This window comes from Aeromonas sp. ASNIH8 (assembly GCF_002919855.1).
Classification (GTDB): domain Bacteria; phylum Pseudomonadota; class Gammaproteobacteria; order Enterobacterales; family Aeromonadaceae; genus Aeromonas; species Aeromonas caviae.
Map to the genome: position 1 here is coordinate 1 of NZ_PQLN01000076.1, position 20,798 is coordinate 20,798.

The 20,798-nt window shown below is 63.3% G+C and carries 22 protein-coding genes, 1 tRNA gene and 1 other annotated feature; of the genes, 21 read left to right on the forward strand and 2 right to left on the reverse strand.

Annotated elements, in window-relative coordinates; all coding sequences use genetic code 11:
* Positions 1–117: 117 nt before the first annotated feature.
* The gene (gene pheA, locus C3418_RS17315; protein ID WP_010673312.1) at positions 118–1,290 is read right to left on the reverse strand and encodes a prephenate dehydratase; all 1,173 of its coding nucleotides are present in this window, start codon (positions 1,288–1,290) and stop codon (positions 118–120) included.
* A 38-nt stretch (positions 1,291–1,328) separates the two neighbouring features.
* Positions 1,329–1,462 (reverse strand) — a sequence feature (Phe leader region).
* Between the two features lie 191 nt (positions 1,463–1,653).
* On the opposite strand from pheA, the gene C3418_RS17320 reads away from it, so the two are divergent.
* From C3418_RS17320 to galE, 20 genes are all read left to right on the forward strand, one after another.
* Positions 1,654–2,253 carry an HAD family phosphatase gene (locus tag C3418_RS17320; RefSeq protein ID WP_049637016.1) on the forward strand — a complete coding sequence of 200 codons (600 nt, stop codon included), beginning with the start codon at positions 1,654–1,656 and terminating at the stop codon, positions 2,251–2,253.
* Between the two features lie 147 nt (positions 2,254–2,400).
* Positions 2,401–3,231, forward strand: a complete 831-nt coding sequence (locus C3418_RS17325; protein WP_039041372.1) for a hypothetical protein — start codon at positions 2,401–2,403, stop codon at positions 3,229–3,231.
* Between the two features lie 88 nt (positions 3,232–3,319).
* On the forward strand, positions 3,320–3,874 hold the full coding sequence (locus C3418_RS17330; protein WP_103244402.1) for a DUF3157 family protein: 555 nt from the start codon (positions 3,320–3,322) through the stop codon (positions 3,872–3,874).
* Between the two features lie 178 nt (positions 3,875–4,052).
* A complete protein-coding gene (locus C3418_RS17335) occupies positions 4,053–4,682 on the forward strand; it encodes an outer membrane beta-barrel protein (protein ID WP_039041374.1) in 630 nt (209 codons plus the stop codon).
* A gap of 173 nt (positions 4,683–4,855) precedes the next feature.
* Positions 4,856–5,800, forward strand: a complete 945-nt coding sequence (locus tag C3418_RS17340; protein ID WP_010673317.1) for a DUF523 and DUF1722 domain-containing protein — start codon at positions 4,856–4,858, stop codon at positions 5,798–5,800.
* A 139-nt stretch (positions 5,801–5,939) separates the two neighbouring features.
* Positions 5,940–6,827, forward strand: coding sequence for a MerR family transcriptional regulator (locus tag C3418_RS17345; RefSeq protein WP_103858958.1), 888 nt, complete (start codon positions 5,940–5,942; stop codon positions 6,825–6,827).
* Positions 6,824–8,248: a deoxyribodipyrimidine photo-lyase gene (gene phrB / locus C3418_RS17350; RefSeq protein ID WP_103858959.1), complete on the forward strand. Its 1,425-nt coding sequence runs from the start codon at positions 6,824–6,826 to the stop codon at positions 8,246–8,248. Before C3418_RS17345 ends, phrB begins: the two co-directional genes overlap by 4 nt.
* Position 8,249: 1 nt before the next feature.
* Positions 8,250–8,678 (forward strand): nuclear transport factor 2 family protein, encoded by a 429-nt coding sequence (locus C3418_RS17355; protein WP_010673320.1) that lies wholly within the window; start codon positions 8,250–8,252, stop codon positions 8,676–8,678.
* A complete protein-coding gene (locus tag C3418_RS17360; protein ID WP_010673321.1) occupies positions 8,675–9,409 on the forward strand; it encodes an SDR family NAD(P)-dependent oxidoreductase in 735 nt (244 codons plus the stop codon). Before C3418_RS17355 ends, C3418_RS17360 begins: the two co-directional genes overlap by 4 nt.
* A complete protein-coding gene (locus C3418_RS17365) occupies positions 9,406–10,665 on the forward strand; it encodes an NAD(P)/FAD-dependent oxidoreductase (protein ID WP_048208211.1) in 1,260 nt (419 codons plus the stop codon). Before C3418_RS17360 ends, C3418_RS17365 begins: the two co-directional genes overlap by 4 nt.
* Positions 10,662–11,441: a DUF1365 domain-containing protein gene (locus C3418_RS17370; RefSeq protein ID WP_103858960.1), complete on the forward strand. Its 780-nt coding sequence runs from the start codon at positions 10,662–10,664 to the stop codon at positions 11,439–11,441. The genes C3418_RS17365 and C3418_RS17370 overlap by 4 nt, the downstream gene beginning before the upstream one ends.
* Positions 11,442–11,547: 106 nt before the next feature.
* Positions 11,548–12,804 carry a cyclopropane-fatty-acyl-phospholipid synthase family protein gene (locus tag C3418_RS17375; RefSeq protein WP_103858961.1) on the forward strand — a complete coding sequence of 419 codons (1,257 nt, stop codon included), beginning with the start codon at positions 11,548–11,550 and terminating at the stop codon, positions 12,802–12,804.
* A gap of 2 nt (positions 12,805–12,806) precedes the next feature.
* Positions 12,807–13,286, forward strand: coding sequence for a DUF2878 domain-containing protein (locus C3418_RS17380; RefSeq protein ID WP_045523634.1), 480 nt, complete (start codon positions 12,807–12,809; stop codon positions 13,284–13,286).
* Positions 13,283–13,501: a TIGR02450 family Trp-rich protein gene (locus tag C3418_RS17385; RefSeq protein ID WP_010673326.1), complete on the forward strand. Its 219-nt coding sequence runs from the start codon at positions 13,283–13,285 to the stop codon at positions 13,499–13,501. The genes C3418_RS17380 and C3418_RS17385 overlap by 4 nt, the downstream gene beginning before the upstream one ends.
* Entirely contained in the window at positions 13,458–14,000 is a 543-nt protein-coding gene (locus C3418_RS17390; protein WP_029313899.1) for a chalcone isomerase family protein, read from the forward strand. The genes C3418_RS17385 and C3418_RS17390 overlap by 44 nt, the downstream gene beginning before the upstream one ends.
* Before the next feature lie 11 nt (positions 14,001–14,011).
* Positions 14,012–14,554, forward strand: coding sequence for a DUF3833 domain-containing protein (locus tag C3418_RS17395; protein WP_080768134.1), 543 nt, complete (start codon positions 14,012–14,014; stop codon positions 14,552–14,554).
* A 131-nt stretch (positions 14,555–14,685) separates the two neighbouring features.
* Positions 14,686–15,153: a Dps family protein gene (locus C3418_RS17400; RefSeq protein ID WP_010673329.1), complete on the forward strand. Its 468-nt coding sequence runs from the start codon at positions 14,686–14,688 to the stop codon at positions 15,151–15,153.
* Positions 15,154–15,389: 236 nt separating this feature from the next.
* Positions 15,390–17,039 (forward strand): hydroxylamine reductase, encoded by a 1,650-nt coding sequence (gene hcp / locus C3418_RS17405; RefSeq protein ID WP_049637030.1) that lies wholly within the window; start codon positions 15,390–15,392, stop codon positions 17,037–17,039.
* A 100-nt stretch (positions 17,040–17,139) separates the two neighbouring features.
* A complete protein-coding gene (locus C3418_RS17410) occupies positions 17,140–18,159 on the forward strand; it encodes a hybrid-cluster NAD(P)-dependent oxidoreductase (protein WP_103858962.1) in 1,020 nt (339 codons plus the stop codon).
* Positions 18,160–18,244: 85 nt separating this feature from the next.
* Positions 18,245–19,270: a UDP-glucose 4-epimerase GalE gene (galE, locus tag C3418_RS17415; protein ID WP_042017704.1), complete on the forward strand. Its 1,026-nt coding sequence runs from the start codon at positions 18,245–18,247 to the stop codon at positions 19,268–19,270.
* Between the two features lie 174 nt (positions 19,271–19,444).
* Here the strand turns inward: galE and C3418_RS17420 are convergent, their stop codons facing one another.
* Positions 19,445–20,194, reverse strand: coding sequence for a DsbA family protein (locus C3418_RS17420; protein WP_103858963.1), 750 nt, complete (start codon positions 20,192–20,194; stop codon positions 19,445–19,447).
* A gap of 198 nt (positions 20,195–20,392) precedes the next feature.
* Here C3418_RS17420 and C3418_RS17425 point away from each other — a divergent pair.
* Positions 20,393–20,480 (forward strand) — tRNA-Ser (locus tag C3418_RS17425).
* Positions 20,481–20,798: the final 318 nt, after the last annotated feature.

Genomic DNA, 20,798 nt, shown 5'->3' on the forward strand with positions numbered 1-20,798 from the left:
GGAGGTGTGTAGAGGCGAAGGGGGGGGGGCTGGGCCGCGTCTCACGGGGAGGGAGCACAGAGCACAAAGGCGAGCCGAGGCTCGCCTTTGTGTGGCAGGGGCGGGATCCGCTCCCCATCAGCTTCCCATCAAGACGGGCGGCACGGCGGTCGGCTTGACGTCTTCGCTCGGGTAGCAGCCCAGCACCTTGATGTAGCGGGTGATCTTGGTCAGCTCCAGCAGGGCGGCCTGCATGGCCGGGGTCTGCAGGTTGGCGGAGACATCCAGGTAGAACATCTCCTCCCAGGGGTTGCCCTGCACCGGACGGGATTCCAGCTTGGTCATGTTGATCTCGTGGCTGCGCAGCACCAGCAGCGCCTCCACCAGGGAGCCCGGCTTCTGGGAGGTGGACATGATGAGGGTGGTCTTGGCCGGGATCTGGGGCGCCACGTCGATGGGCTTGCGCGCCACCACGATGAAGCGGCTGTAGTTCTCCTTCTGGTTGGCGAGCTGCTCGGCCAGCACGTCCAGGCCGTAGAGCTCGCCGCCGGCGGCGCTGCCGATGGCCGCCGCTTCCGGGCTTGCCAGCTCCTTCACCTTCATCATGGCGCTGGAGGAGGAGTCGCAGATCTCGTGGCGCGCCCCTTCCAGCTTGCTGAGGTAATGGGAGCACTGCTGGAACACCTGGGGATGGGCGTAGAAGGTCTTGATGCGTTCGATCTCAGTGGGCACGGCGGTGAGGATGCAGTGCTCGATGGGATAGGTGAGCTCACCCACGATGGAGAGGGTGGTGTGCTGCATCACGTCGTACACCTCGTTGATGGAGCCCGAGCTGGTGTTCTCGATGGGCAGCACCCCGAAGGCGGCGCGGCCCGACTCCACGGTGTCCAGCACCTCGCGGAAGTTCTGGCAGTTCACCTCGATCACCTGATCCTTGTAGCGGGCCAGGTACTTGCGGGCGGCCAGGCTCGAGTAGGAGCCGCGCGGTCCCAGGTAGGCAACGCTGGTCATGGGCTCCTGCTGCTGGGGATTGAGCAGGCTCTGCAGGTAGGCCTGCTGGGAGAGCACGGAATCTTCGATGATGGTGTGGTAGATGCGGGTGATGTACTGGGCATCCAGTCCGAGGGCGCGCCCTTTCTGGATCAGGGCGACCAGCAAGTCCTGTTCGCGCTGGTGGTCGCGGATGGGACGGGGATTGGCCTGCTTGGCGCGGGCGACCTCGATGCTGAGGGTCTTGCGTTTGGCCAGCAGGGCGAGCAGCTCCTGATCCAACTGGGTGATGTCGTGTCTGATCTCGTCGAGCGTTGCCATGGTGGTTCCCTATCCAGTGATTCTGTGGTGTGTGGTGCAAAAAAAAGCCTCCGCTGGGGAGGCTCGATTCGTCTTTGGTTTCTGTTTACGCGAATGGTTCACGTGACGACGGGCCTTCCCTCATGTGGGCCGGGTAAACGAGAAAACAAAGAAGAATGGTGTGTTCATGGGCGTGTCCTGAATGTAACGCCATAACCATTAAGGGATTTGGCGGTGCGATGCAAGTAAAACTTGCCCGGGGGCGTTGAACGGGGCAGGGTGGTGGCTCGGGTTGCCGAGGGAGAGTGAGCGTCGTTCTGGTCCCTGTTTATGGCAACCGCTGTAACCACATCCGTGGCAACAACACATAGAGGGGACGAGACGATGGCGGTGATCTTCGATCTGGGCAGAGTGGTGGTGCGCTGGGATCCGGTGGCCATAGTGAGTGGGGTGCGCGGACCCGAGGGGGCGACAGCGATCGCGGAGCAGCTGTTCAACCACCCGGACTGGCTGGAGGTGGACAGGGGGACCCTCTCTCTGCACACCATGGCCCGTCAGGCGCAGGGGCGCACCGGCCTGTCGATGGCGGAGAATCTGGCCATCTTGCAGGCGGTGCCGTCCTCCCTTGTGCCGGATCCTGCCATGGTGGCGCTCATCGAAGAATTGCACGGTGCAGGCCACCCCCTCTATGCCCTCTCCAACATGGGGCACGCCAGCATCGACTGGCTGGAGCAGCATCAGTCCTTCTGGCGCTTCTTCAGCGGCAAGGTGGTGTCGGCCCGGGTGCGAATGCTCAAACCCGAGCCCGACATCTACCGCTATCTGCTGGTGTCGTTCGACCTCAAGGCTGGGGAGTGCCTCTTTATCGACGACAGCCCGGCCAACGTGGCGGCGGCCGAGGCGCTCGGTCTGCGGGGGCTGATCTTCACCGATCCGGCCCGGTGCCGGGCGCATCTGATCGCTCAGGGGTTGTTGCCTGCCTGAGGGGCGCCAGTTTCGCTTCGCAGCGAAAAAAGTGGGCAAAACCTTGATTGAGGGCAAATAACGTACAGCTTTATCCATGCTCTTTAAGTGTATATTCAGCTTGGTGCGGGCAAAATGGTATCCAGTTCATCATCCGGAGTTGTTGTTATGGATGCCAATGTCGTTGCGCTGAATCGGGGATACGATCAGACCTTTCAAGCCAGGGAACAGAGGCTCATCAACACCCTGGCCGGTTACAGCGAACTGCTTGTCTCCTTCTCCGGCCGACTGGAATCCTGCTACAGCATGGATCTGTGCCGGGCCAGCGGGGTGCGATTTCGCGCCATCACCCTGGACAACCCCACCCTCAGCCGCCAGTCGGTGGCCAGGGCACAGCGCTACTGCCGGCACTACGGCATCCCCCATCAGGTGCTCAAGACCGACGAGATGATCTTCAGCGCCCACCTGGGCCACCTCGCCGAGGTGACCGACCCGGTGCGCTACCTCTGCCAGCAGCTCGAACATGAAGAGGGCCCGCCGCTGCTGATGTCGGCCTCGGTGGAGGAGAAGCGGGAGTACCTGCGCCGATTCCACAGCCTGCCCGCCAACACCCTCTGGATCTTTGCCGAGCAGGGGATGACCAACCGGGATTTTCGCTACGGCTTTCACCAGCGGCAACTGGCGCTCTGGGGAGACGTGGGGGAGGCCTGCCTGAGCCGGCGGTTTGTCGATATGACTTCCCTGGACAGGCGGCACCTGCGGATGGTCGACATGGCCGAGCAGATGCTGGTGGACATGGGGCTGGGGGGCGCCCAGGTCTTCTTCCATACCCTGGGTGACAGGGTCACCACCCTTGCGAGGATCCGGGTGCCCGAACGGCTGCGGGCCCTGGTGTTCGACATGCAGCCCACCATCCAGAAGGCCCTCAGGAGTGCCCAGTTCGATCTGGTGACCCTGGATCTGGCCACGCTGGAGGATCCCCACCCCCTGGTCATCTGAGCCGGGGCGTAACGTGAGGGGGGTCATAGGCAAGGAGGGCACGACTCTTTATACTGCCCCCTTCGCATCCTTTATCGAGTGCCTGCCCATGAAACCCCTCTCCCGACTGCTGGTCGCCCTCTGTCTGTGCCCTCTGCTGGCCGAGGCGGCTCCCCTGCACCAGATCACCTTGCCGGATGGTCGCCAGGTGCAACTCAATGACGATTTCACCTGGGAATACCTGCTGGTCAAGCCGGCAGCCACGGTAGCCGGTCAGGCAGTGACGGCGAGTGTCGCGGCCCCGGTGCTGACCGAGCAGGCCATGGCCCATCCCGACTTGCTCTCCCAGGCGACCCGGGACGGCATCACGGTGAAGCTGGACCAGGTCGCGGGGGACGATCCCCTCAGCCTGCAGTTCGTGGTGAGCAACACCGGCAGTCGCAACGTGGTGCGCGTCAACGGCAGCCTGACCCTGTTCAGCGCCGACGGGGTGCAGCTCTCGAGCGAGCCCGTGCGCTTCTGGGTCGGGGAGAACCGCCTGCCTGACTCCTACCTGCGCAAGGGGGAGGCACGCGCCTCCCGGGCCATCGAGCTGGCACGACCCGCCGGCCTCATCGGCAAGCCGCTGGTGCGGGTGCAGATCGACGAGGTGGAGTTCCGCTAGGATGACAGCGGGGGAGCCCTCGCTCCCCCGCAGAGTGTTGCACCGGTAACCGCCAGCAATATCCGCTTACATCTGACATGGTTTGGCAACAGCTTGCTCCTCGGCGTTGCCCCCTTTGCCCGTCACAATGGCTCCATTCCAGTTAGGTCCGCCTAACTCAACCCATGGAGTCAACAAAATGCAAAAGATCGCACTGTCTGTTCTGGTTCTGGCCGGTCTCTCTTCCACCTCCGTCCTGGCGCAAGATGCCTTCAGCTATGCCAAGGGCTCTGCCACCTGGGCCCACACCAAGTCTGACTACATCGGTGGCAAGGATGGGGAGAACCGCGACTTCGGCGGCCTGAGCCTGGATCTCTCCAAGAGCTTCACCAGCAATGTCTACGGCCGGATCGGCAGCGAATACACCTCCCGCAGCAGCGGCAACGACAGCATGGCCATCTCCAGCCTGGGGATGGGTGTCTACACCCCCCTCAGCACCGGCCTGAACCTCTACGGTGAAACCGGCCTGATGGGCTACAGCCTGGAACGGGAGCTGGCCTCCGACGTGAACCACTCCGGTTGGGATACCCTGGCCCGCAAGAAGAGCGGCAGCCTCTACGGAGAAGTGGGCCTGCGCTACGACATCGGCGCCGTCGAGCTCTCCACCGGCTATCGCTACGCCAACATGACCGACGACATGCACGACTTCAAGGCGGGGGCGGCGTACAAGCTGACCCAGAACCTGGCCCTCACCGCCGACTACACCTATCGCAACTGGGATCTGCAAAAAGGCTCCATCTCCAGCCTGGGTGTGAAATACAGCTTCTGATCATCCTTCCTGCAGGGTCTTCACCTTTACCCATGACTTCGGTCATGGGTTTTTTTTATGGGGGCTGATCCGCCCGCCGCCCCCTGGCCGTATCAGTTCGCAATAGTTATACAGCTTCCAATCTTTTGTATAACTGCTATAACTTACTCAAGGCTTATACAAGGGGCTTCATCATGTACAAGATCAAGGTCGGTATCAGTGCCTGTCTGCTCGGTCAGGAAGTGCGCTTCGACGGGGGCCACAAACGATCCAGTTTCTGCGAAAGGGATCTGGGCGCCCATTTCGACTATCACCCCGTCTGCCCCGAGATGGCCATTGGCCTGGGCGCACCCCGCGCCGCCATCCGGCTGGTGAAACGCCAGGGCGAGGTGCGGGCCGAGGCAAGCAACGGCAGCTTCGACGTTACCGACAAGCTGATTGCCTTCAGCGAGCAGAAGGCACGCCAGCTCGACTTCCTCTCCGGCTACATCCTCTGCGCCAAGTCCCCCAGCTGCGGCATGGAGCGGGTGCGCATCTATGGCGCCAACAACGAGGGGAGCGCCAAGGAGGGGGTCGGCCTCTTTGCCAAGGCGCTGATGGAGGCCAACCCCCTGCTGCCGGTGGAGGAAGATGGCCGCCTGTGCGACCCCATCCTGCGGGAGAACTTCGTGCTGCGGGTCTTCGCCTACCACGACTGGCAGCAGCTCTGCGCCCGGGGGATCACCGCCTCAGCCCTGATCCGCTTCCATTCACGCTACAAGTACCTGGTGCTCTCCCACGCCACCACCCACTACCGGGCGCTGGGGCGCCTGCTCGCCAACCTTGGCAAGGCCAACTTGCAGGAGGTGGCCGACAGCTACATCCAGGGGTTGATGGCGGCGCTGACCCTACGGGCCAACCGCCGCAGCCACACCAATGTGCTGATGCACCTGCAGGGCTACTTCAAGCGGGTGCTGACCCCGGCCCAGAAGCAGGAGCTGTGCGACACCATCGACAAGTACCGCACCGGGGTCTTCCCGTTGCTGGTGCCCCTTACCCTGATCCGCCACTACCTGCGCGAGTACCCGAACCCCTATCTCGCCGAGCAGGTGTACCTCAATCCCCATCCCGACACGCTGAAATTGCGTTACGGGCTGTGAAGGTGTGGCTGGATTTGGCCGATCAGGCCTACCTCGACCTTCATCCCGACACGCTCAAGCTGCGCTACGGGCTCTGAACACCCTGTGCAGGCCCCGGCGGATCACCGGGGCCTCTTCCCAACGTCTGATGGACTCTCTCATGTCTGATGAATCACAAGCAGCCGCGCCTCTCCCCGACGAGGGCGTCTACCCCATTCGCGAGGTCTCCCGCCTCACCGGCGTCAACGCCGTCACCCTGCGCGCCTGGCAGCGCCGCTACGGGCTGGTGCAACCGGCCCGAACCGAGAAGGGCCATCGCCTCTACAGCGAGCAGGATATCCGCCAGATAGGCGAGATCCTGAGCTGGCTGGAGCGGGGGGTGAGCATAGGTCAGGTGAAGGGGCTCCTGAGCGAGCCCCAGAGTGCGCCAGTGAGCGATCACTGGCAGCAGACCCTGGAGCAGTTCAGCCAGGCGCTGCTTGCCTTCAACCAGCGCAAGGCGGAGGCCGAGCTTGGCGATCTGCTGGCGAGCTACCCCTTCGAGCTGGTGCGCAGTCGGGTGCTGCAGCCCCTGGTGGAGCGGCTGCTGGGGCTGTGGCGCGAGCGCCCCGATGGCGAGCTGCTGCAACAGGTGTGGCTCGGCTGGCTGCATACCCGCTTCGCCCGCCACCTCATCGAGCAGGAGAAGGGCATCCCCGTCACCCTGGCAAGCTGGGGGCAGGTGGGGCCGCTGGATCTGGTCTGGGCTGCGTATGAGCTCATCGGTCAGGGTTATGAGGTGCAACTGCTGGGGGCGGTGGAGCCCCGCCATGCCACCCTGCTGGAGGGGCGCGCCACTCCTCCCTGGCTGATCCTGCTGGGGGCCGGGCTCGGCAAGCAGGACCTGGCCTCCGAATGGCCTGAGGGTACCCGCTTCTTTGGCGAGCTGGGACGCCTCTACGATGAGCCGTGGCGGCGTGCCCGCAACTGGCACGCCACCCTGGCAGAGGTCAGTGCGACGACCCGCACAGCCAAGGCGAAGGGCAAGGGCGGGAGAACACCGTCATGAGGCTGGTCTGGTTTCGCAACGATCTGCGTCTGGCCGATAACCCGGCCCTGCGCCACGCCTGCGCCGGAGATGAACCGGTCGCCGCACTCTTCATCGTCTCGCCGACCCAGTGGCAGACGCACAAGCTGGCCCCGGTCCGCCAGCGCTTCATGCTGGCACAGGTGGATGCCATGGGACGAGAGCTGGCGGCCCTCGGCATTCCGCTTCATTTGCTGCGGGTCGAGACCTTTGCCGAGGTGCCGACGGCGCTGACGGCGCTTTGCCGGGAGCTCGGGGTGAGCCAGCTCTACGCCAACCAGGCCATCGAGATTGACGAGCTGCGCCGCGACCACGCCGTCAGCGCCGCGCTGGGGGAGCAGGGCATGACCAGCCACTGGTTCAACGGCTGCTGCGTGCTGCCGCCCGGTCGGGTACTGACCGGGTCGGGGGAGATGTTCAAGGTCTTCACCCCCTTCAGCCGCGCCTGGCTCAAGGCTCTCGAGGAGGATGGCTTCGTCATTCACCGTGCCCCCGCACCACGCGGCGAGCCGTTACCGTGGCTGCCCCTGGCCGAGCGAGAGTGGGTGGACGACGGGCTGGGGGATCTGACGGCGGACACCCGCTGGCCGGTGGGGGAGGCCGAGGCGAGCCGCCGGTTGCACGCTTTTCTGGATCAGGCGGTGCTCGACTACGGCGAGACCCGGGACTTTCCGGCGCTGGCGGGCACCTCCGTGCTCTCCCCCTATCTGGCGGCGGGCATCATCAGTGCCCGCCAGTGCGTGGGGGCGCTGCAGCAGCGTCTCGGCTACCGGCCCCAGTCGAAGGCCCAACCCGGTTTCGTCTGGCTCAACGAGCTCATCTGGCGCGAGTTCTACCGCCACTTGCTGGTGCTGATCCCGAGCCTCTCCATGAACCGCCCCTTCAAGCCGGAGACGGCGGCCCTGCCGTGGAGCTGGGATCCGGATGCCTTCGCCGCCTGGTGCGAGGGGCGCACCGGCTACCCCGTGGTCGATGCGGCCATGCGTTGCCTCAACGCCACCGGCTGGATGCACAACCGGCTGCGGATGATAGTGGCGAGCTTCCTCACCAAGGATCTCCATATCCACTGGCGGCTTGGGGAGGACTACTTCATGAGTCGGCTCATCGACGGGGATCTGGCGGCCAACAATGGCGGCTGGCAGTGGGCGGCGGGGACCGGGGCCGATGCGGCGCCCTATTTCCGGGTCTTCAACCCCACCACCCAGGGGCAACGATTTGATCCACAAGGGGAGTTCATTCGTACCTGGGTCACTGAGCTGGCGGATGTGCCTGCTGCCTATCTCCACGAGCCCCACGACTGGTTGCGGCTCAAGGGGCGGCAGGATTATCCGGCCCCCATGGTGGATCATGCCGTTGCACGGGTGAGGGCCATCGAGATGTTCCGCGAACTGGAGAAAAACTAGCATGAATGACGCGCTGGCCCGCTTTGTCATCCTCTACCTGCAATTGGACAAGCATCAGTTGCACCGCTTGCCGGAGGTCTATGCCGATGAGGTGCTCTTCATCGATCCTGCGCACCGGATAGAGGGGCTTGCCGCGCTCACCCGTTACTTTTCCTCCCTTTATGAGCGCCTTGCCCAGTGCAGTTTCGAGATAACGAGTCAGCAGCAGTCGGGCAACGAAGCCTGGCTCGCCTGGGTCATGACCTTCTCCCACCCCAGGATTGCCGGTGGTCGGGCCGTCAGGGTCGAGGGGGCCACCCGGCTGACGTTCGACTCCTGGGGCAAGGTGTGCCTGCACCGGGACTACTTCGATCTCGGGGCCATGCTCTACGAGCAGTTGCCACTGCTGGGGCCCGTGGTACGGGCCATCAAGGGGAGGCTGGGGACATGAGCGGCCGGGTGCTGATCACCGGGGCCACCTCGGGCATCGGCCGCCAGCTGGCGCTGGATTATCGGCGCGCCGGCTGGCAGGTGTGGGGTTGTGGCCGGGACGAGGTGCGCTTGCAGGCACTGGCCGACCTGGGGATCACCCCTTTGCGATTTGATGCGCGCGACAGCGCCGCCATGGCCGGGGTGGCCGCGAGTCTGCCCGCCCTCGACCTGCTCATCCTCAATGCGGGCAACTGTGAATACATGGATCCGGCAGAAGGCTTTGACGGCGCCCTGTTTGCCCGGGTCATCGAGACCAACCTCATTGCCACCGGCAACGCCCTGGCCGCCTTGCTGCCGCGGTTGGGGGCGGGTGGACGGCTTGCCATCGTCAGCTCCTCGGTGAGCTGGCTGCCCCTGCCACGGGCGGAGGCCTATGGCGCCTCCAAGGCGGCCCTCGATTATCTGGCGGATACGTTGCGCCTGGATCTGGCCAGCAAGGGCATCGGGGTGACCCTGATCCGCCCGGGCTTCGTGCAGACGCCGCTCACCGACAAGAATGATTTTCCCATGCCCTGCCTGGTGACGGTGGAAGAGGCTTCCCGCGCCATCATGACGGGGCTTGCCGCCGGTCGCCACCAGATCCACTTTCCCCGTCGCTTCATCTGGCTGCTGCGCCTGCTCGGCGCCCTGCCGACAGGGCTCTGGCTGCGCCTTGGCCGCACACTCGTTTCGAAAGGACGCCCTTCATGAAGAAAAAGATCGCCATCGTCGGCTCCGGTATCTCCGGTCTCACCGCCGGTTTTCTGCTCCACAAGCTGCATGACATCACCCTGTTCGAGGCGGCGCCGACCCTGGGAGGCCACACCGCCACCGTGGAGGTGGAACAGGCTGGGCGCCACTATGCCATCGACACCGGCTTCATCGTCTTCAATGACCGCACCTATCCCAACTTCCTCAAATTGCTGGAGCGCATCGGGGTGGGGCGCCAACCCGCCGAGATGAGCTTCTCGGTCAAGAGTCCCGAGGGGATGGAGTACAACGGCCACAACCTCGATACCCTGTTCGCCCGGCGCCGCAATCTGCTGAGCCCGCGCTTCTATCGCTTCGTCGCCGAGATCCTGCGCTTCAACCGGGAGGCGCGGGCCTGGCTGGCCGCGCATCGCCAGCGGGAGCTGACCCCCGAGCTGACCCTGGGGGACTTCCTGCTGGCGGGGAAATTCAGCGACTATTTCGCCCGCCACTACATCCTGCCCATGGGAGCGGCCATCTGGTCCTCCACCCTGGCGGACATGCGTGCCTTCCCCTTGAGCTTCTTCCTGCGGTTTTTCGCCAACCACGGGCTGCTGGAGGTGGCGAACCGGCCCCAGTGGTATGTGATCCCGGGTGGCTCGCGAGAGTACATAGGGCCGCTCACGGCGGGCTGGCAGTCGCGCATCCGCCTCGCTACCCCGGTGGAGGCGGTGCGCCGGGTGGCGGATGGCGTCGTGGTCACCAGCCAGGGGCAGGAGGCCCATTTTGACGAGGTGATCTTCGCCTGTCACAGCGATCAGGCCCTGGCCCTGCTGGCGGATGCGAGCGACGGAGAGAGGGCCATCCTCGGGAACATGCCCTATCAGGCCAACGACGTCTGGCTGCACACCGACGCCTCCTGCCTGCCGATGCGCCGCAAGGCGTGGGCGAGCTGGAACTACCAGCTCGGTGAGGATGACGGGGCGCGCCCCCTGGTGAGCTACAACATGAACATCCTGCAGGGGGTGAGCTCCCCCGCGCCCTTCTGCGTCAGCCTCAATCCCCGTGGACGGGTGGACGAGAGCAAGGTGTTGCGCCGTTTCGTCTATCATCATCCGGTATTCAATCAGGGCTCCATCGCCGCCCAGCAGCGACGGGGAGAGATCTGTGGCCATCAGCGCACCCACTTCTGCGGGGCTTACTGGTACAACGGTTTTCACGAGGACGGGGTGCGCAGCGCCCTGGACGTGGCCAGACGCTTCGGGGCCGAGTTATGAGCGGCGCCGCAGCCTTGACGCAAGGGGACGAGGGAATGGGGGAGGGGATCAGCGCCATCTGGCAAGGCTCGGTGCGCCATCGCCGCTTCGCGCCGCGTCCCCACGCCTTTTCCTACAGCCTCTTCATGCTGGGGCTGGATCTGGACGAACTGCCCGGGCTTGAGCAGGGGCGCTGGTTTGCCGTGGAGCGGGCCGGACTGATCTCGTTTCGCCGCGAGGACTATCTGCGGGGCAGCGAAGGGCCCCTCAAGCAGGCGGTCTGGGACAAGGTGGCGGCTCTTGGGGGGGATGCGGAGCCCGGCGGGCGGGTGCTGCTCCTTGGCAACGTGCGCTGCCTCGGGTTTTATTTCAGCCCGGTCAATTTCTACTTCTGCGATCGGGCGGGGGAGACCCGCTACCTGCTGGCGGAGGTCTCCAATACCCCCTGGAACGAGCGCCACTACTACCTGCTGGATCTGGCGGCGCTCTCCCCCCATGACAAGGATTTTCATGTCTCCCCCTTCATGGGACTGGGGATGCGCTACCACTGGCGCATCCGGGCGCCGAAAGAGGAGGCGCTGATCCATATCGAGAGCCACCCCGTATCCGGTGAGAGCAAGCTGTTTGACGCCACCCTGGCCCTGCGCCGCGCGCAGCTGTCGCGCAAGGGGCTGGCGGCGCTGCTGGCTCGCTGGCCCTGGATGACCCTGAAGGTGCTGCTCGGGATCTACTGGCAGGCCCTGCGCCTTTTCATCAAACGCACCCCCGTCTTCACCCATCCGGAGAGCCGCCCGTGACGCTGACACACCCGTTAAATTCCGCTTCCTGGTGTTGTCAGCAGCCCATGGTGTTGGTTCATCCCAACCGAACGACCCCATTCTTGACCCATTCGGAGAGCCGCTAATGGAACTTGCTCAATCAACCCTCTCTGCCTCTTTCATCGACAAGGGGGCCAAGCAACTGCTGCTCAAATTGCTGGCGCGCCTTGAGCAGGGCCAGCTGGTGCTCCACGACGGCAGCGAGTGCCACCGTTTCGGCAAGGCGGGCAGCGACCTGCATGCCGAGCTGGTGGTGCAGGATCCGGCGTTTTATCGCCGCCTGCTGCTGGGGGGGAGCATCGCCGCAGGAGAGACCTGGGTGGAGGGTCTCTGGACCAGCCCGGAGCCGGTGGCACTGGTGCGCTTGCTAGCCCGCAATCTGCCGCTGCTCGACGCCCTGGAACGGCGCCTCGGCTGGCTCAGCTTCCCGTTCAACAAGGTGCGCCACTGGTTCAATCGCAATACCCTGACCGGTTCGCGCGCGAACATCGCCGCCCACTATGACCTTGGCAACACCCTCTATCAGGGCTTTCTCGACGATCACATGCAGTATTCGAGCGCCATCTATCCCCACCCGGATGCCACCCTGGAGGAGGGGCAGCAGGCCAAGCTGCGCACCATCTGCGAGCGGCTTGAGCTTGGGCCGGACGACCATCTGCTGGAGATAGGCACCGGCTGGGGCGGTCTCGCCGTCTATGCGGCCCGTCACTACGGCTGCCGGGTCACCACCACTACCATCTCCCAGGCCCAGCACGACTATGCCAAGGCGTGGATCGAGCGGGAGGGGCTGGGAGATCGCATCACCTTGCTGCTGGAGGATTACCGCAAGCTGGAGGGACGCTATGACAAGCTGGTCTCCATCGAGATGATCGAGGCGGTGGGGCACGCCTTCCTGCCCGACTATTTCCGCCAGTTGTCGCGCCTGCTCAAGCCCGGCGGACGCCTGCTGATCCAGGCCATCACCATCGCCGATCAGCGCCACGCCCAGTATCTGCGCGGGGTGGACTTCATCCAGCGCTACATCTTCCCGGGAGGCTGCCTGCCCTGCGTCTCCCAGATGGCGGGTCTGCTGGCGCGGGAGACCGACATGCAGCTGGTACGGCTGCACGATCACGGCCACCACTATGCCCGTACCCTGGCCCACTGGTGCGAACGCTTCCTGACGCTGGCCCCGGAGCTGCCCAAACTCGGTTACAGCCAGGATTTCATCCGGCTCTGGCACTTCTACTTCGCCTACTGTGAAGGGGGATTCTGGGAGCGGGCCATCAGCCTGGTGCAACTGGAGGCTGCCAAGCCGGGGCCCCATGGCTGGTCCGGGGACTTGCCGGCAAGCGGTCGCTGATCATGTGGCAGTGGGCCCACCTGCTGGGATTCAACCTCTACTGGTTGCTGGCGGTGACATGGCAGCAACCGGGCCCGCTGCTCGGGATGCTGCTGCTCCATTTCATCTTCTCCCCCCGCCGCGGGCAGGACTGGCGCCTCATCCCGGTCGCCCTGGCAGGCTGCCTGCTCGACATCCTGCTCTGGCGCCTCGGCCTGTTTCACTTTCCGTCCGGTTTTCCGCTCTGGCTGTTGCTGCTCTGGTGCGGTTTCGCCCTGACCCTCTCCCACGGTCTTCGCTGGCTTCGCCCCTTGCCGCGCTGGCAACAGGGGCTGTTCGGCATGGTGGGGGGCGCCTCCTCCTATATGGCGGGGGCCGCCATGGGGGCAGTAAACTTACCCTGGGGCATCTGGACAAGCGCAGTGCTGCTGGCGGTGATCTGGATGTGGTGGTTACCCGTACTCCTGTGGGTAACGGTCAAGCTGGAGGGTGAGACGAGATGAACACCTTTTCGACCGACACCTTGTTGTTTTCCAAGTGGACCAGGGATGGCCAGTGCGAGCTGGCCGAGCGTTTCTACCTGGTGGTGGCCTGCCAGCGCGATGCCCAGGGGCATCTGGCGAGCGTGGTGATGCAGGATATCAACACTCTGCAGGAACAGGAGATGGACTGGCATGAACTGGAGGATCCCGCCCGTTGGCACATGGGGTGGAACTAGCCTGCTGCTGGCGGCCTTGAGCCTGCCACTGTTTGCGACCGCCCAGAGCGTTGCCGCTCCCTGGCAGGGGCTGCGCACCGTGGGACAGGGGGAGATGCGCTGGCTCTGGTTCAAGCTCTATGACGCCACCCTCTACAGCGAGAGCGGCCGCTATCAGCCGGGGCGCTACCCGCAGGCCCTCAGCATTACCTACGCGAGGGCCATCGAGCGCCAGGATTTGCTGGAGGCGACCGCCGCCGAGTGGCAGCGGCTCGGCCTTGGCAGCGAGAGTGAGCGCCAACGCTGGCTGGCTCGACTGGCCACGCTCTGGCCGGATGTCGCCCCCGGCGACAAGCTGGTTTTTTATGTGGACGAGCAAGGCACGGGCCACTTCTGGTTGCGAGATCGCCTCCTTGGCTCTCTCGATGATCCCGCCTTCGCCCCCGCGTTTCTTGCTATCTGGCTGACTGACGACAGCCGGGATCCCGCTCTGACCCGCCGCCTGCGCGGCCAATCCTGATGGAGTATTCCATGAAATTCTCTTCCTGGTGGCGTCTTGCCTGGTTGCTGCCCCTGCTGTGGCTCTCTGGTTGCGGCGCGGGTCTTGACGATTATCGCGGCTCCCGGCCGGGTTGGGATCTCGCCCGTTTCTTCAATGGCAAGCTGGTGGCCCACGGCCTGGTGACGGACCGCAGCGGCGAAGTGACCAGTCGCTTTCGGGTCGAGATGCAGGGGCACTGGCGAGAGGGCAAGGGGGAGCTGTTCGAGCAGTTCTACTTCGATGATGGCCGTCGGCAGACCCGCACCTGGTTTTTGAGCAAGGGGGCGGATGGCCACTGGCGCGGCACGGCTTCAGACGTGGTGGGGGAGGCGGTAGGCAAGACAGAGGGCTTTGCCCTCAACTGGCGTTATCAACTCGATCTGGCTCTGCCGGATGAGAGCGTGGTGAGGGTGAGCTTTGATGACTGGATGTATCTGCTGGACGACGACCGCCTGATCAACCGCGCGAAGATCAGCAAGTTCGGCATTCATCTCGGCGAGGTGATCCTCTATATCGAACGGCTTGAGCAATGAAAGCCGGTGCATTTTTTTGCCGACGATAGCCATTGGCTATGGATCGGCAAGGCACGGACGATTGTCCTTTGAGTCTGCTTCTGGATAAGCTGACTCCGTTCCCGATAATGCTTACCACCTGGAGGTGAATCATGAAGAGCCCCATTGGTCTTGATACCGTTCAATCACAAGCCCTGGCCGCCGAGCTCAACAAGCTGCTGGCCAGCTACCAGATCCTCTACATGAACGTCCGTGGCTTCCACTGGAACATCCGCGGCAACCAGTTCTTCGAGCTGCACCTGAAATTCGAAGAGATCTACAACGACCTGCTGCTGAAAGTCGATGCCCTGGCCGAACGCATTCTGACCCTGGATGGGGTGCCCCTGCACAGCTTCAGCGACTACATCCAGGTGTCCGCCATCCCCGAGCAGAAGGGGTTGCATGACGGTCGTGCCTGCGTGGAATCCCTGCTGGCGAGCTTCCGCGAACTGCTGGTTGCCCAGCGCCGCATCCTGGGTCAGGCCGCCGATGCCGGTGATGAAGGGACTGCGTCCATCCTCTCCGACTATGTGCAGCAGCAGGAGAAACTGGTCTGGATGCTGCGCGCCTATCTGGCCTGATGAACCTGGGGCCGGCTGCCCATGCTCCGGCCCGTATCATTGCCCCTGTTGTTGCAAACCCGAGTTGTCTCTCCTTGATTTCCCACCCGCTTGCCGCCCGATTTGGGCGGCTTTTTTCTATTTGATCTGCATCAATGAAATGTTAATTGGTAAATTGAATGCCTATTAAGTTTTCCAGGAGGGGAATAGAATCGCCACAAAACAGATAACTGAAATGTCCAATTAGGAGAGACATGATGTTTTGTGTGCAATGTGAACAGACTATTCGTACCCCGGCAGGCAACGGCTGCGCCTATGCACAAGGCATGTGCGGCAAGACGGCTGAAACTTCTGATCTGCAGGATGTGCTGATCTATACCCTGCAAGGGCTCAGCGCCTGGGCCCTGGCGGCCCGCGAGCACGGCATCGTCGACAGCGAAATAGACGCTTTCGTGCCCAAGGCGTTCTTTGCCACCCTCACCAACGTCAACTTCGACTCCGCTCGCATCGTCGCCTACGTCAACCAGGCGCTGGCCTATCGCCAGCAACTGGCCGCCAAGCTGGCACCGCTGGCGGTGCAGGCCGACACACTGCCCGCCGCGGCCAGCTTCGAGCCGGGTGCCGATCTGCTGGCCCAGCTTGCCCAGGCGCCGCAGACCGCGGTCAACCGGGGCAAGAACGACGTCAACGAAGACATCATGGGGCTGCGCCTGCTCTGCCTCTACGGCCTCAAGGGGGCCGCCGCCTACATGGAACACGCCCGGGTGCTGGATCAGCAGGATGCCGGGGTCGCCGCCGAATTCCATCGCATCATGAGTTGGCTCGGCACGGATCCCTGCGATCTGGATCCCCTGTTCAAGTGCGCCATGGATATTGGCCTGCTGAACTTCAAGATCATGGAGATGCTGGATCTCGGTGAAACCACCGCCTTCGGCCACCCCGAGCCGACCCAGGTACGCGTCACTCCGGTACCGGGCAAGTGCATTCTGGTCTCCGGTCACGACATGGTGGATCTCAAGCTCATCCTGGAGCAGACCAGGGGCACCGGCATCAATGTCTACACCCATGGCGAGATGCTGCCGGCGCTGGCCTACCCCTTCTTCAAGCAGTACCCGCACCTGGTGGGCAACTACGGCTCTGCCTGGCAGAACCAGCAGAAGGAGTTTGCCAACTTCCCGGGCGCCGTGGTGATGACCTCCAACTGCATCATCGACCCGAACGTGGGCAACTACTCGGATCGCATCTTCACTCGCTCCATCGTCGGCTGGCCGGGCGTGACTCATCTGGAAGGGGAAGATTTCTCTGCCGTTATCGCCAAGGCACAAGCGCTGGAAGGCTTCAAGCACGTTGAGCTCGAGCACTTCATCACCATCGGTTTTGCCCGCAACGCCCTGATGCAGGCCGCTCCCGCAGTGATCGACAAGGTCAAGGCTGGCGAAATCAGCCACTTCTTCCTGGTGGGGGGATGTGACGGTGACCGTGCCGAGCGCGCCTACTACACCGAGTTTGCCAAGGCGATCCCGCAGGACAGCCTGCTGCTGACCCTGGGCTGCGGCAAGTACAAGTTCAACAAGCTCGATTTCGGCGACATCGGCGGTATTCCGCGCCTGCTGGACGTGGGTCAGTGCAATGATGCCTACTCCGCCATCCAGCTGGCCCTGGCGCTCGCCGACGCGTTCGAGTGCGGCGTCAACGATCTGCCCCTGACCCTGGTGCTCTCCTGGTTCGAGCAAAAAGCCATCGTCATTTTGCTCACCCTGCTGGCGCTCGGTGTGAAGGACATCCGCACCGGCCCGACCGCCCCGGCCTTCCTCACCCCGGCCCTGCTCAAGGTGCTGGAGGAGCAGTTCGGCCTGAAAGGAACCACCACGGCAGACGCGGATCTCGCCGAGATCCTGGCGGCCTGAGCAAAGATACAGCCTTACACGCTCAGCATGTTGTAAGCCTTTGGCGAGCCTGATGGCTCGCCTTTTTTCAACGCTATTTCCGAGCAAGAGGAGCCTTGCGATGACCTCCACCTCTTTGAGCCTGCGCTGTATAGCCCGCCGGGCAGAGACCCACGACGTGGCGAGCTGGCAATTTGAACCCCTGGCTGGCGACCTGCCCTCCGTGCTGGCTGGCCAGTGCGTCACCCTGCACACGATGATTGACGGCCATCCCCACTGCCGCGCCTACACCCTCTCCTCCAGCCCGCAGGATCCTTTCTGGCAGGTCACCATCAAGGATGTGGGGCTGGTCTCTCACCATCTGCACCAGAGCCTGCAAGTGGGGGACGAGATCCGGGTAGACGGCCCCTTCGGCGATTTCCACCTGACCGCGCTCCCCTGCGAGCGGCCGCTGCTGCTCAGCGCCGGCTCCGGCATCACCCCCATGTGGGCCATGCTGCGGGACGAGCTCGCCAAGCGGCCGGACGCCGATATCCGCTTTATTCACAGCGCCAGAACCCCCGGGGATGTGATCTTCGCGAGGGAACTGGCTTCGCTGGCCGAGGCTCATGCCGGTGTGCGCCATGCTTTAGTGCTGGAGAAAGTAGGGGAAGAGGCGCCAACGGCTCATCCCTGGGTTGGCCGGCTCACACCGGGGATGCTCAAGGAATTGGCGCCGGATCTCTTGAGCCGCCATGTCTATCTGTGCGGGCCAGCCCCCTATATGGCGGTGGTGAGCGAGATGCTGGCCGGGCTCGGGCTGCCCCCCGAGCAGTTGCATCAGGAGTCGTTCGGCCTGCCTGGGGTGGCCTCAAGCGCGGCGCCAGTTGCGGCCGATAGCGACCACTTCTGGCTAACCCTCAAAAAGAGCGGCAAGAAAGTGAAGATACTGCCTGGCCAGACCCTGCTGGCGGCACTGGAGGGGGTGGGGGAGACCATGATGGCCGCTTGCCGCGCCGGGGTGTGCGGCGCCTGTCGCTGCACCACGGAAGGCGAAATCGAGCGCCAGAGCGTGATGACCCTGAGCGCGCAGGACCTCGAGAACGGGGTTGCGCTGGCCTGTTCCTGCACCGCCAGAGGGGATGTGAGCCTGGAGTATTGACGGGCGTCATTGGTATCCCGAGCTTTTCCCGGGCGGGTCGTGCGGGTAGACTCAACCCCAGTTTCAGCAAAGTACGGGATAAAAAATGACAATTCTGGTGACGGGGGGAGCCGGTTACATCGGTTCCCACACCCTGGTCGAGCTGCTTGGTACCGGGCAGCAGGTCGTAGTACTGGACAACCTCTCCAATGCTTCCCCCGAGTCTCTCAAGCGGGTCGAGCGGATCACCGGCAAGCCGGTCACCTTCGTGGAAGGGGACATTCTGGACAGAGCCTGCCTGCAACGGCTGTTTGCCGAACACAGGATAGCATCCGTGATCCACTTCGCCGGCCTCAAGGCGGTGGGGGAATCCGGCCAGATCCCGCTCACCTACTATCAGAACAACGTGACCGGCACCCTGGTGCTGTGCGAAGAGATGGCCAGGGCCGGCGTGTTCCGGCTGGTGTTCAGCTCCTCGGCCACCGTCTATGGGGATCCGGCCTCGGTACCCCTGCGGGAAGATTTCCCCACCAGCGCCACCAACCCCTATGGCCGCTCCAAGCTGATGGTTGAAGAGATCCTGCGTGACCTCTCCAAATCCGATCCTCGCTGGGCCATCGTGCTGCTGCGCTACTTCAACCCGGTGGGGGCTCACGAGAGCGGCCTCATCGGTGAAGATCCCAACGGCATCCCCAACAACCTGCTGCCTTACATCAGTCAGGTCGGCGTGGGCAAGCTCAAGGAGCTGGGGGTCTTTGGCAACGACTATCCGACCCCAGACGGCACCGGGGTGCGCGACTATATCCACGTGGTGGATCTCGCCATCGGTCACCTCAAAGCGTTGGCCCGCATCAAGAGTGATACCGGCGTCTTCACCTATAACCTTGGCACCGGTCAGGGCTATTCCGTGCTGGAGATGGTCAAGGCGTTCGAGGCAGCCAGTGGCCGTGCCATTCCCTACCAGATCAAGCCCCGTCGCCCCGGCGACATTGCCGAGTGCTGGGCTGAACCGGCCCTGGCCCGTGACGAGCTGGGCTGGCAGGCTGAGCGGGGTCTGGAGCAGATGATGGTGGATACCTGGCGCTGGCAAAGCCAGAACCCGAACGGTTATGGCCCTGCTGCGAAGCCGTGATCAAGGGTCATGCGCTGCTCAGGAACCTCATTTATTCATATAAACTCGGGTCCCTGCGCTGCTCTTCGCCTTGCTGACAGCTTCTCGCGACGGCCCATCAGACCTGATGGTTTGCAGCATGAATAGCAAAACGCCCCGGCATGCCGGGGCGTTTTTTCATGCACAACGCGCGGGTTACTGAATGCTCTTGCCGGCGCGGACATCCTTGATGATGGCCTTGAGGCTGGCCAGATCCCGCGGTGCGCCGCGCAGGATCTGATCGCCGATGATGAAGGCCGGGGTGCCGGAAATAGCCATGGCTTCGGCCAGCGCCCGGTTGGTACCCAGATTCTGATCGATGCTGCCGTCCTTGATCTTCGCCTCGACCTTGCTCCAGTCCACGCCGGCGGCTCTGGCGATGTCTTTCACCTGGGCTTCGTCGGAGAGGGGCCCCTGATGGGCGTACAGCTTGTCGTGGAAGGTCTGGTATTTGTCGGGCTGGCCGAGCTTCACCGCCAGCGCCGCGCGGGCGGCGTAGTAGGAGGTTTCGCTCAGGATGGGGAACTGCTTGTAGATGTAGCGGATCTCCTTGTCCTCAGAGAGCAGTTGCTGAATGAGAGGATGAGCGCGCTTGCAGTAGCCGCAGTTGTAGTCGAAGAACTCCACCACCGTCAGGCTGCCCTTGGGATTGCCGCTCTCGGGATCCTGGTTGGCGAAGAGCTGCTTGGCATGGGCTTCTATCAGCGTCTTGTCGTTCTCGGCCTGCTGGCTCTCCTGCTTGGCACGCAGGGCGTTGGACATCTCGACCAGGATCTCCGGATTCTTGACCAGATAGTCGCGCACGATCTGCTCGACATCGCTCTTGGTCAGCTCGCTCGCCTGCACGGGCGCCGCAAGCAGGGTCGCGCCGGTCAGGGCGGCGAACAGGGCATGTTTGATTCTCATAAGTCCATCTTGCTGGGGATGTGGTAGTGGCCCCTATAGTGGGTGAGTCTGTTTTCAAGTCAAGCCATACGCTTGAAAAAGCACGGTTTGTAGCGGTTTTGCCGGTTTTGTGCGCCAGATAGCCCAATAAATGGGCAAACAAACGGAGTGGGGATTTACAAGGGCTGGGGGCATGGGTAATATGCGTCGCACTGCTGCGGAGGGGTGGCAGAGCGGCTGAATGCACCGGTCTTGAAAACCGGCGATGGGCGACCATCCGTGGGTTCAAATCCCACCTCCTCCGCCATATATATAGCCCAACTGATTGATTCGGTTGGGCTTTTTTGTATCTGAGATTTTTGGTATGCCAGTGAGTATGCCATTAGGTGTTGGCTGTCCTGCTCCTCGATAGCATTTCTTTGGACAGGTCATCGTCGTTACTCCTTTCAGTTTAACCAAAGCAAGAGAGGGCCAATGGCCCTCTCTTGCTATCTATTGTGTTGGTCAGTGCAAACAGCACTGCTTGTACTTCTAGCCGCAGCCAAAGGGACACGGCTCGTTGCGGCCAATCTTGATGGGTACCACCACTGGTGTTCGCTACGTTGTGCCAGAAAGTGGGCATGAA

What these genes read in the sequence shown, in the direction of transcription:
- pheA (WP_010673312.1), bottom strand. Translation starts at nt 1,290, where the DNA reads ATGGCAACGCTCGACGAGATCAGACACGACATCACCCAGTTGGATCAG.
- C3418_RS17320 (WP_049637016.1), top strand. Translation starts at nt 1,654, where the DNA reads ATGGCGGTGATCTTCGATCTGGGCAGAGTGGTGGTGCGCTGGGATCCG.
- C3418_RS17325 (WP_039041372.1), top strand. Translation starts at nt 2,401, where the DNA reads ATGGATGCCAATGTCGTTGCGCTGAATCGGGGATACGATCAGACCTTT.
- C3418_RS17330 (WP_103244402.1), top strand. Translation starts at nt 3,320, where the DNA reads ATGAAACCCCTCTCCCGACTGCTGGTCGCCCTCTGTCTGTGCCCTCTG.
- C3418_RS17335 (WP_039041374.1), top strand. Translation starts at nt 4,053, where the DNA reads ATGCAAAAGATCGCACTGTCTGTTCTGGTTCTGGCCGGTCTCTCTTCC.
- C3418_RS17340 (WP_010673317.1), top strand. Translation starts at nt 4,856, where the DNA reads ATGTACAAGATCAAGGTCGGTATCAGTGCCTGTCTGCTCGGTCAGGAA.
- C3418_RS17345 (WP_103858958.1), top strand. Translation starts at nt 5,940, where the DNA reads ATGTCTGATGAATCACAAGCAGCCGCGCCTCTCCCCGACGAGGGCGTC.
- phrB (WP_103858959.1), top strand. Translation starts at nt 6,824, where the DNA reads ATGAGGCTGGTCTGGTTTCGCAACGATCTGCGTCTGGCCGATAACCCG.
- C3418_RS17355 (WP_010673320.1), top strand. Translation starts at nt 8,250, where the DNA reads ATGAATGACGCGCTGGCCCGCTTTGTCATCCTCTACCTGCAATTGGAC.
- C3418_RS17360 (WP_010673321.1), top strand. Translation starts at nt 8,675, where the DNA reads ATGAGCGGCCGGGTGCTGATCACCGGGGCCACCTCGGGCATCGGCCGC.
- C3418_RS17365 (WP_048208211.1), top strand. Translation starts at nt 9,406, where the DNA reads ATGAAGAAAAAGATCGCCATCGTCGGCTCCGGTATCTCCGGTCTCACC.
- C3418_RS17370 (WP_103858960.1), top strand. Translation starts at nt 10,662, where the DNA reads ATGAGCGGCGCCGCAGCCTTGACGCAAGGGGACGAGGGAATGGGGGAG.
- C3418_RS17375 (WP_103858961.1), top strand. Translation starts at nt 11,548, where the DNA reads ATGGAACTTGCTCAATCAACCCTCTCTGCCTCTTTCATCGACAAGGGG.
- C3418_RS17380 (WP_045523634.1), top strand. Translation starts at nt 12,807, where the DNA reads ATGTGGCAGTGGGCCCACCTGCTGGGATTCAACCTCTACTGGTTGCTG.
- C3418_RS17385 (WP_010673326.1), top strand. Translation starts at nt 13,283, where the DNA reads ATGAACACCTTTTCGACCGACACCTTGTTGTTTTCCAAGTGGACCAGG.
- C3418_RS17390 (WP_029313899.1), top strand. Translation starts at nt 13,458, where the DNA reads ATGAACTGGAGGATCCCGCCCGTTGGCACATGGGGTGGAACTAGCCTG.
- C3418_RS17395 (WP_080768134.1), top strand. Translation starts at nt 14,012, where the DNA reads ATGAAATTCTCTTCCTGGTGGCGTCTTGCCTGGTTGCTGCCCCTGCTG.
- C3418_RS17400 (WP_010673329.1), top strand. Translation starts at nt 14,686, where the DNA reads ATGAAGAGCCCCATTGGTCTTGATACCGTTCAATCACAAGCCCTGGCC.
- hcp (WP_049637030.1), top strand. Translation starts at nt 15,390, where the DNA reads ATGTTTTGTGTGCAATGTGAACAGACTATTCGTACCCCGGCAGGCAAC.
- C3418_RS17410 (WP_103858962.1), top strand. Translation starts at nt 17,140, where the DNA reads ATGACCTCCACCTCTTTGAGCCTGCGCTGTATAGCCCGCCGGGCAGAG.
- galE (WP_042017704.1), top strand. Translation starts at nt 18,245, where the DNA reads ATGACAATTCTGGTGACGGGGGGAGCCGGTTACATCGGTTCCCACACC.
- C3418_RS17420 (WP_103858963.1), bottom strand. Translation starts at nt 20,194, where the DNA reads ATGAGAATCAAACATGCCCTGTTCGCCGCCCTGACCGGCGCGACCCTG.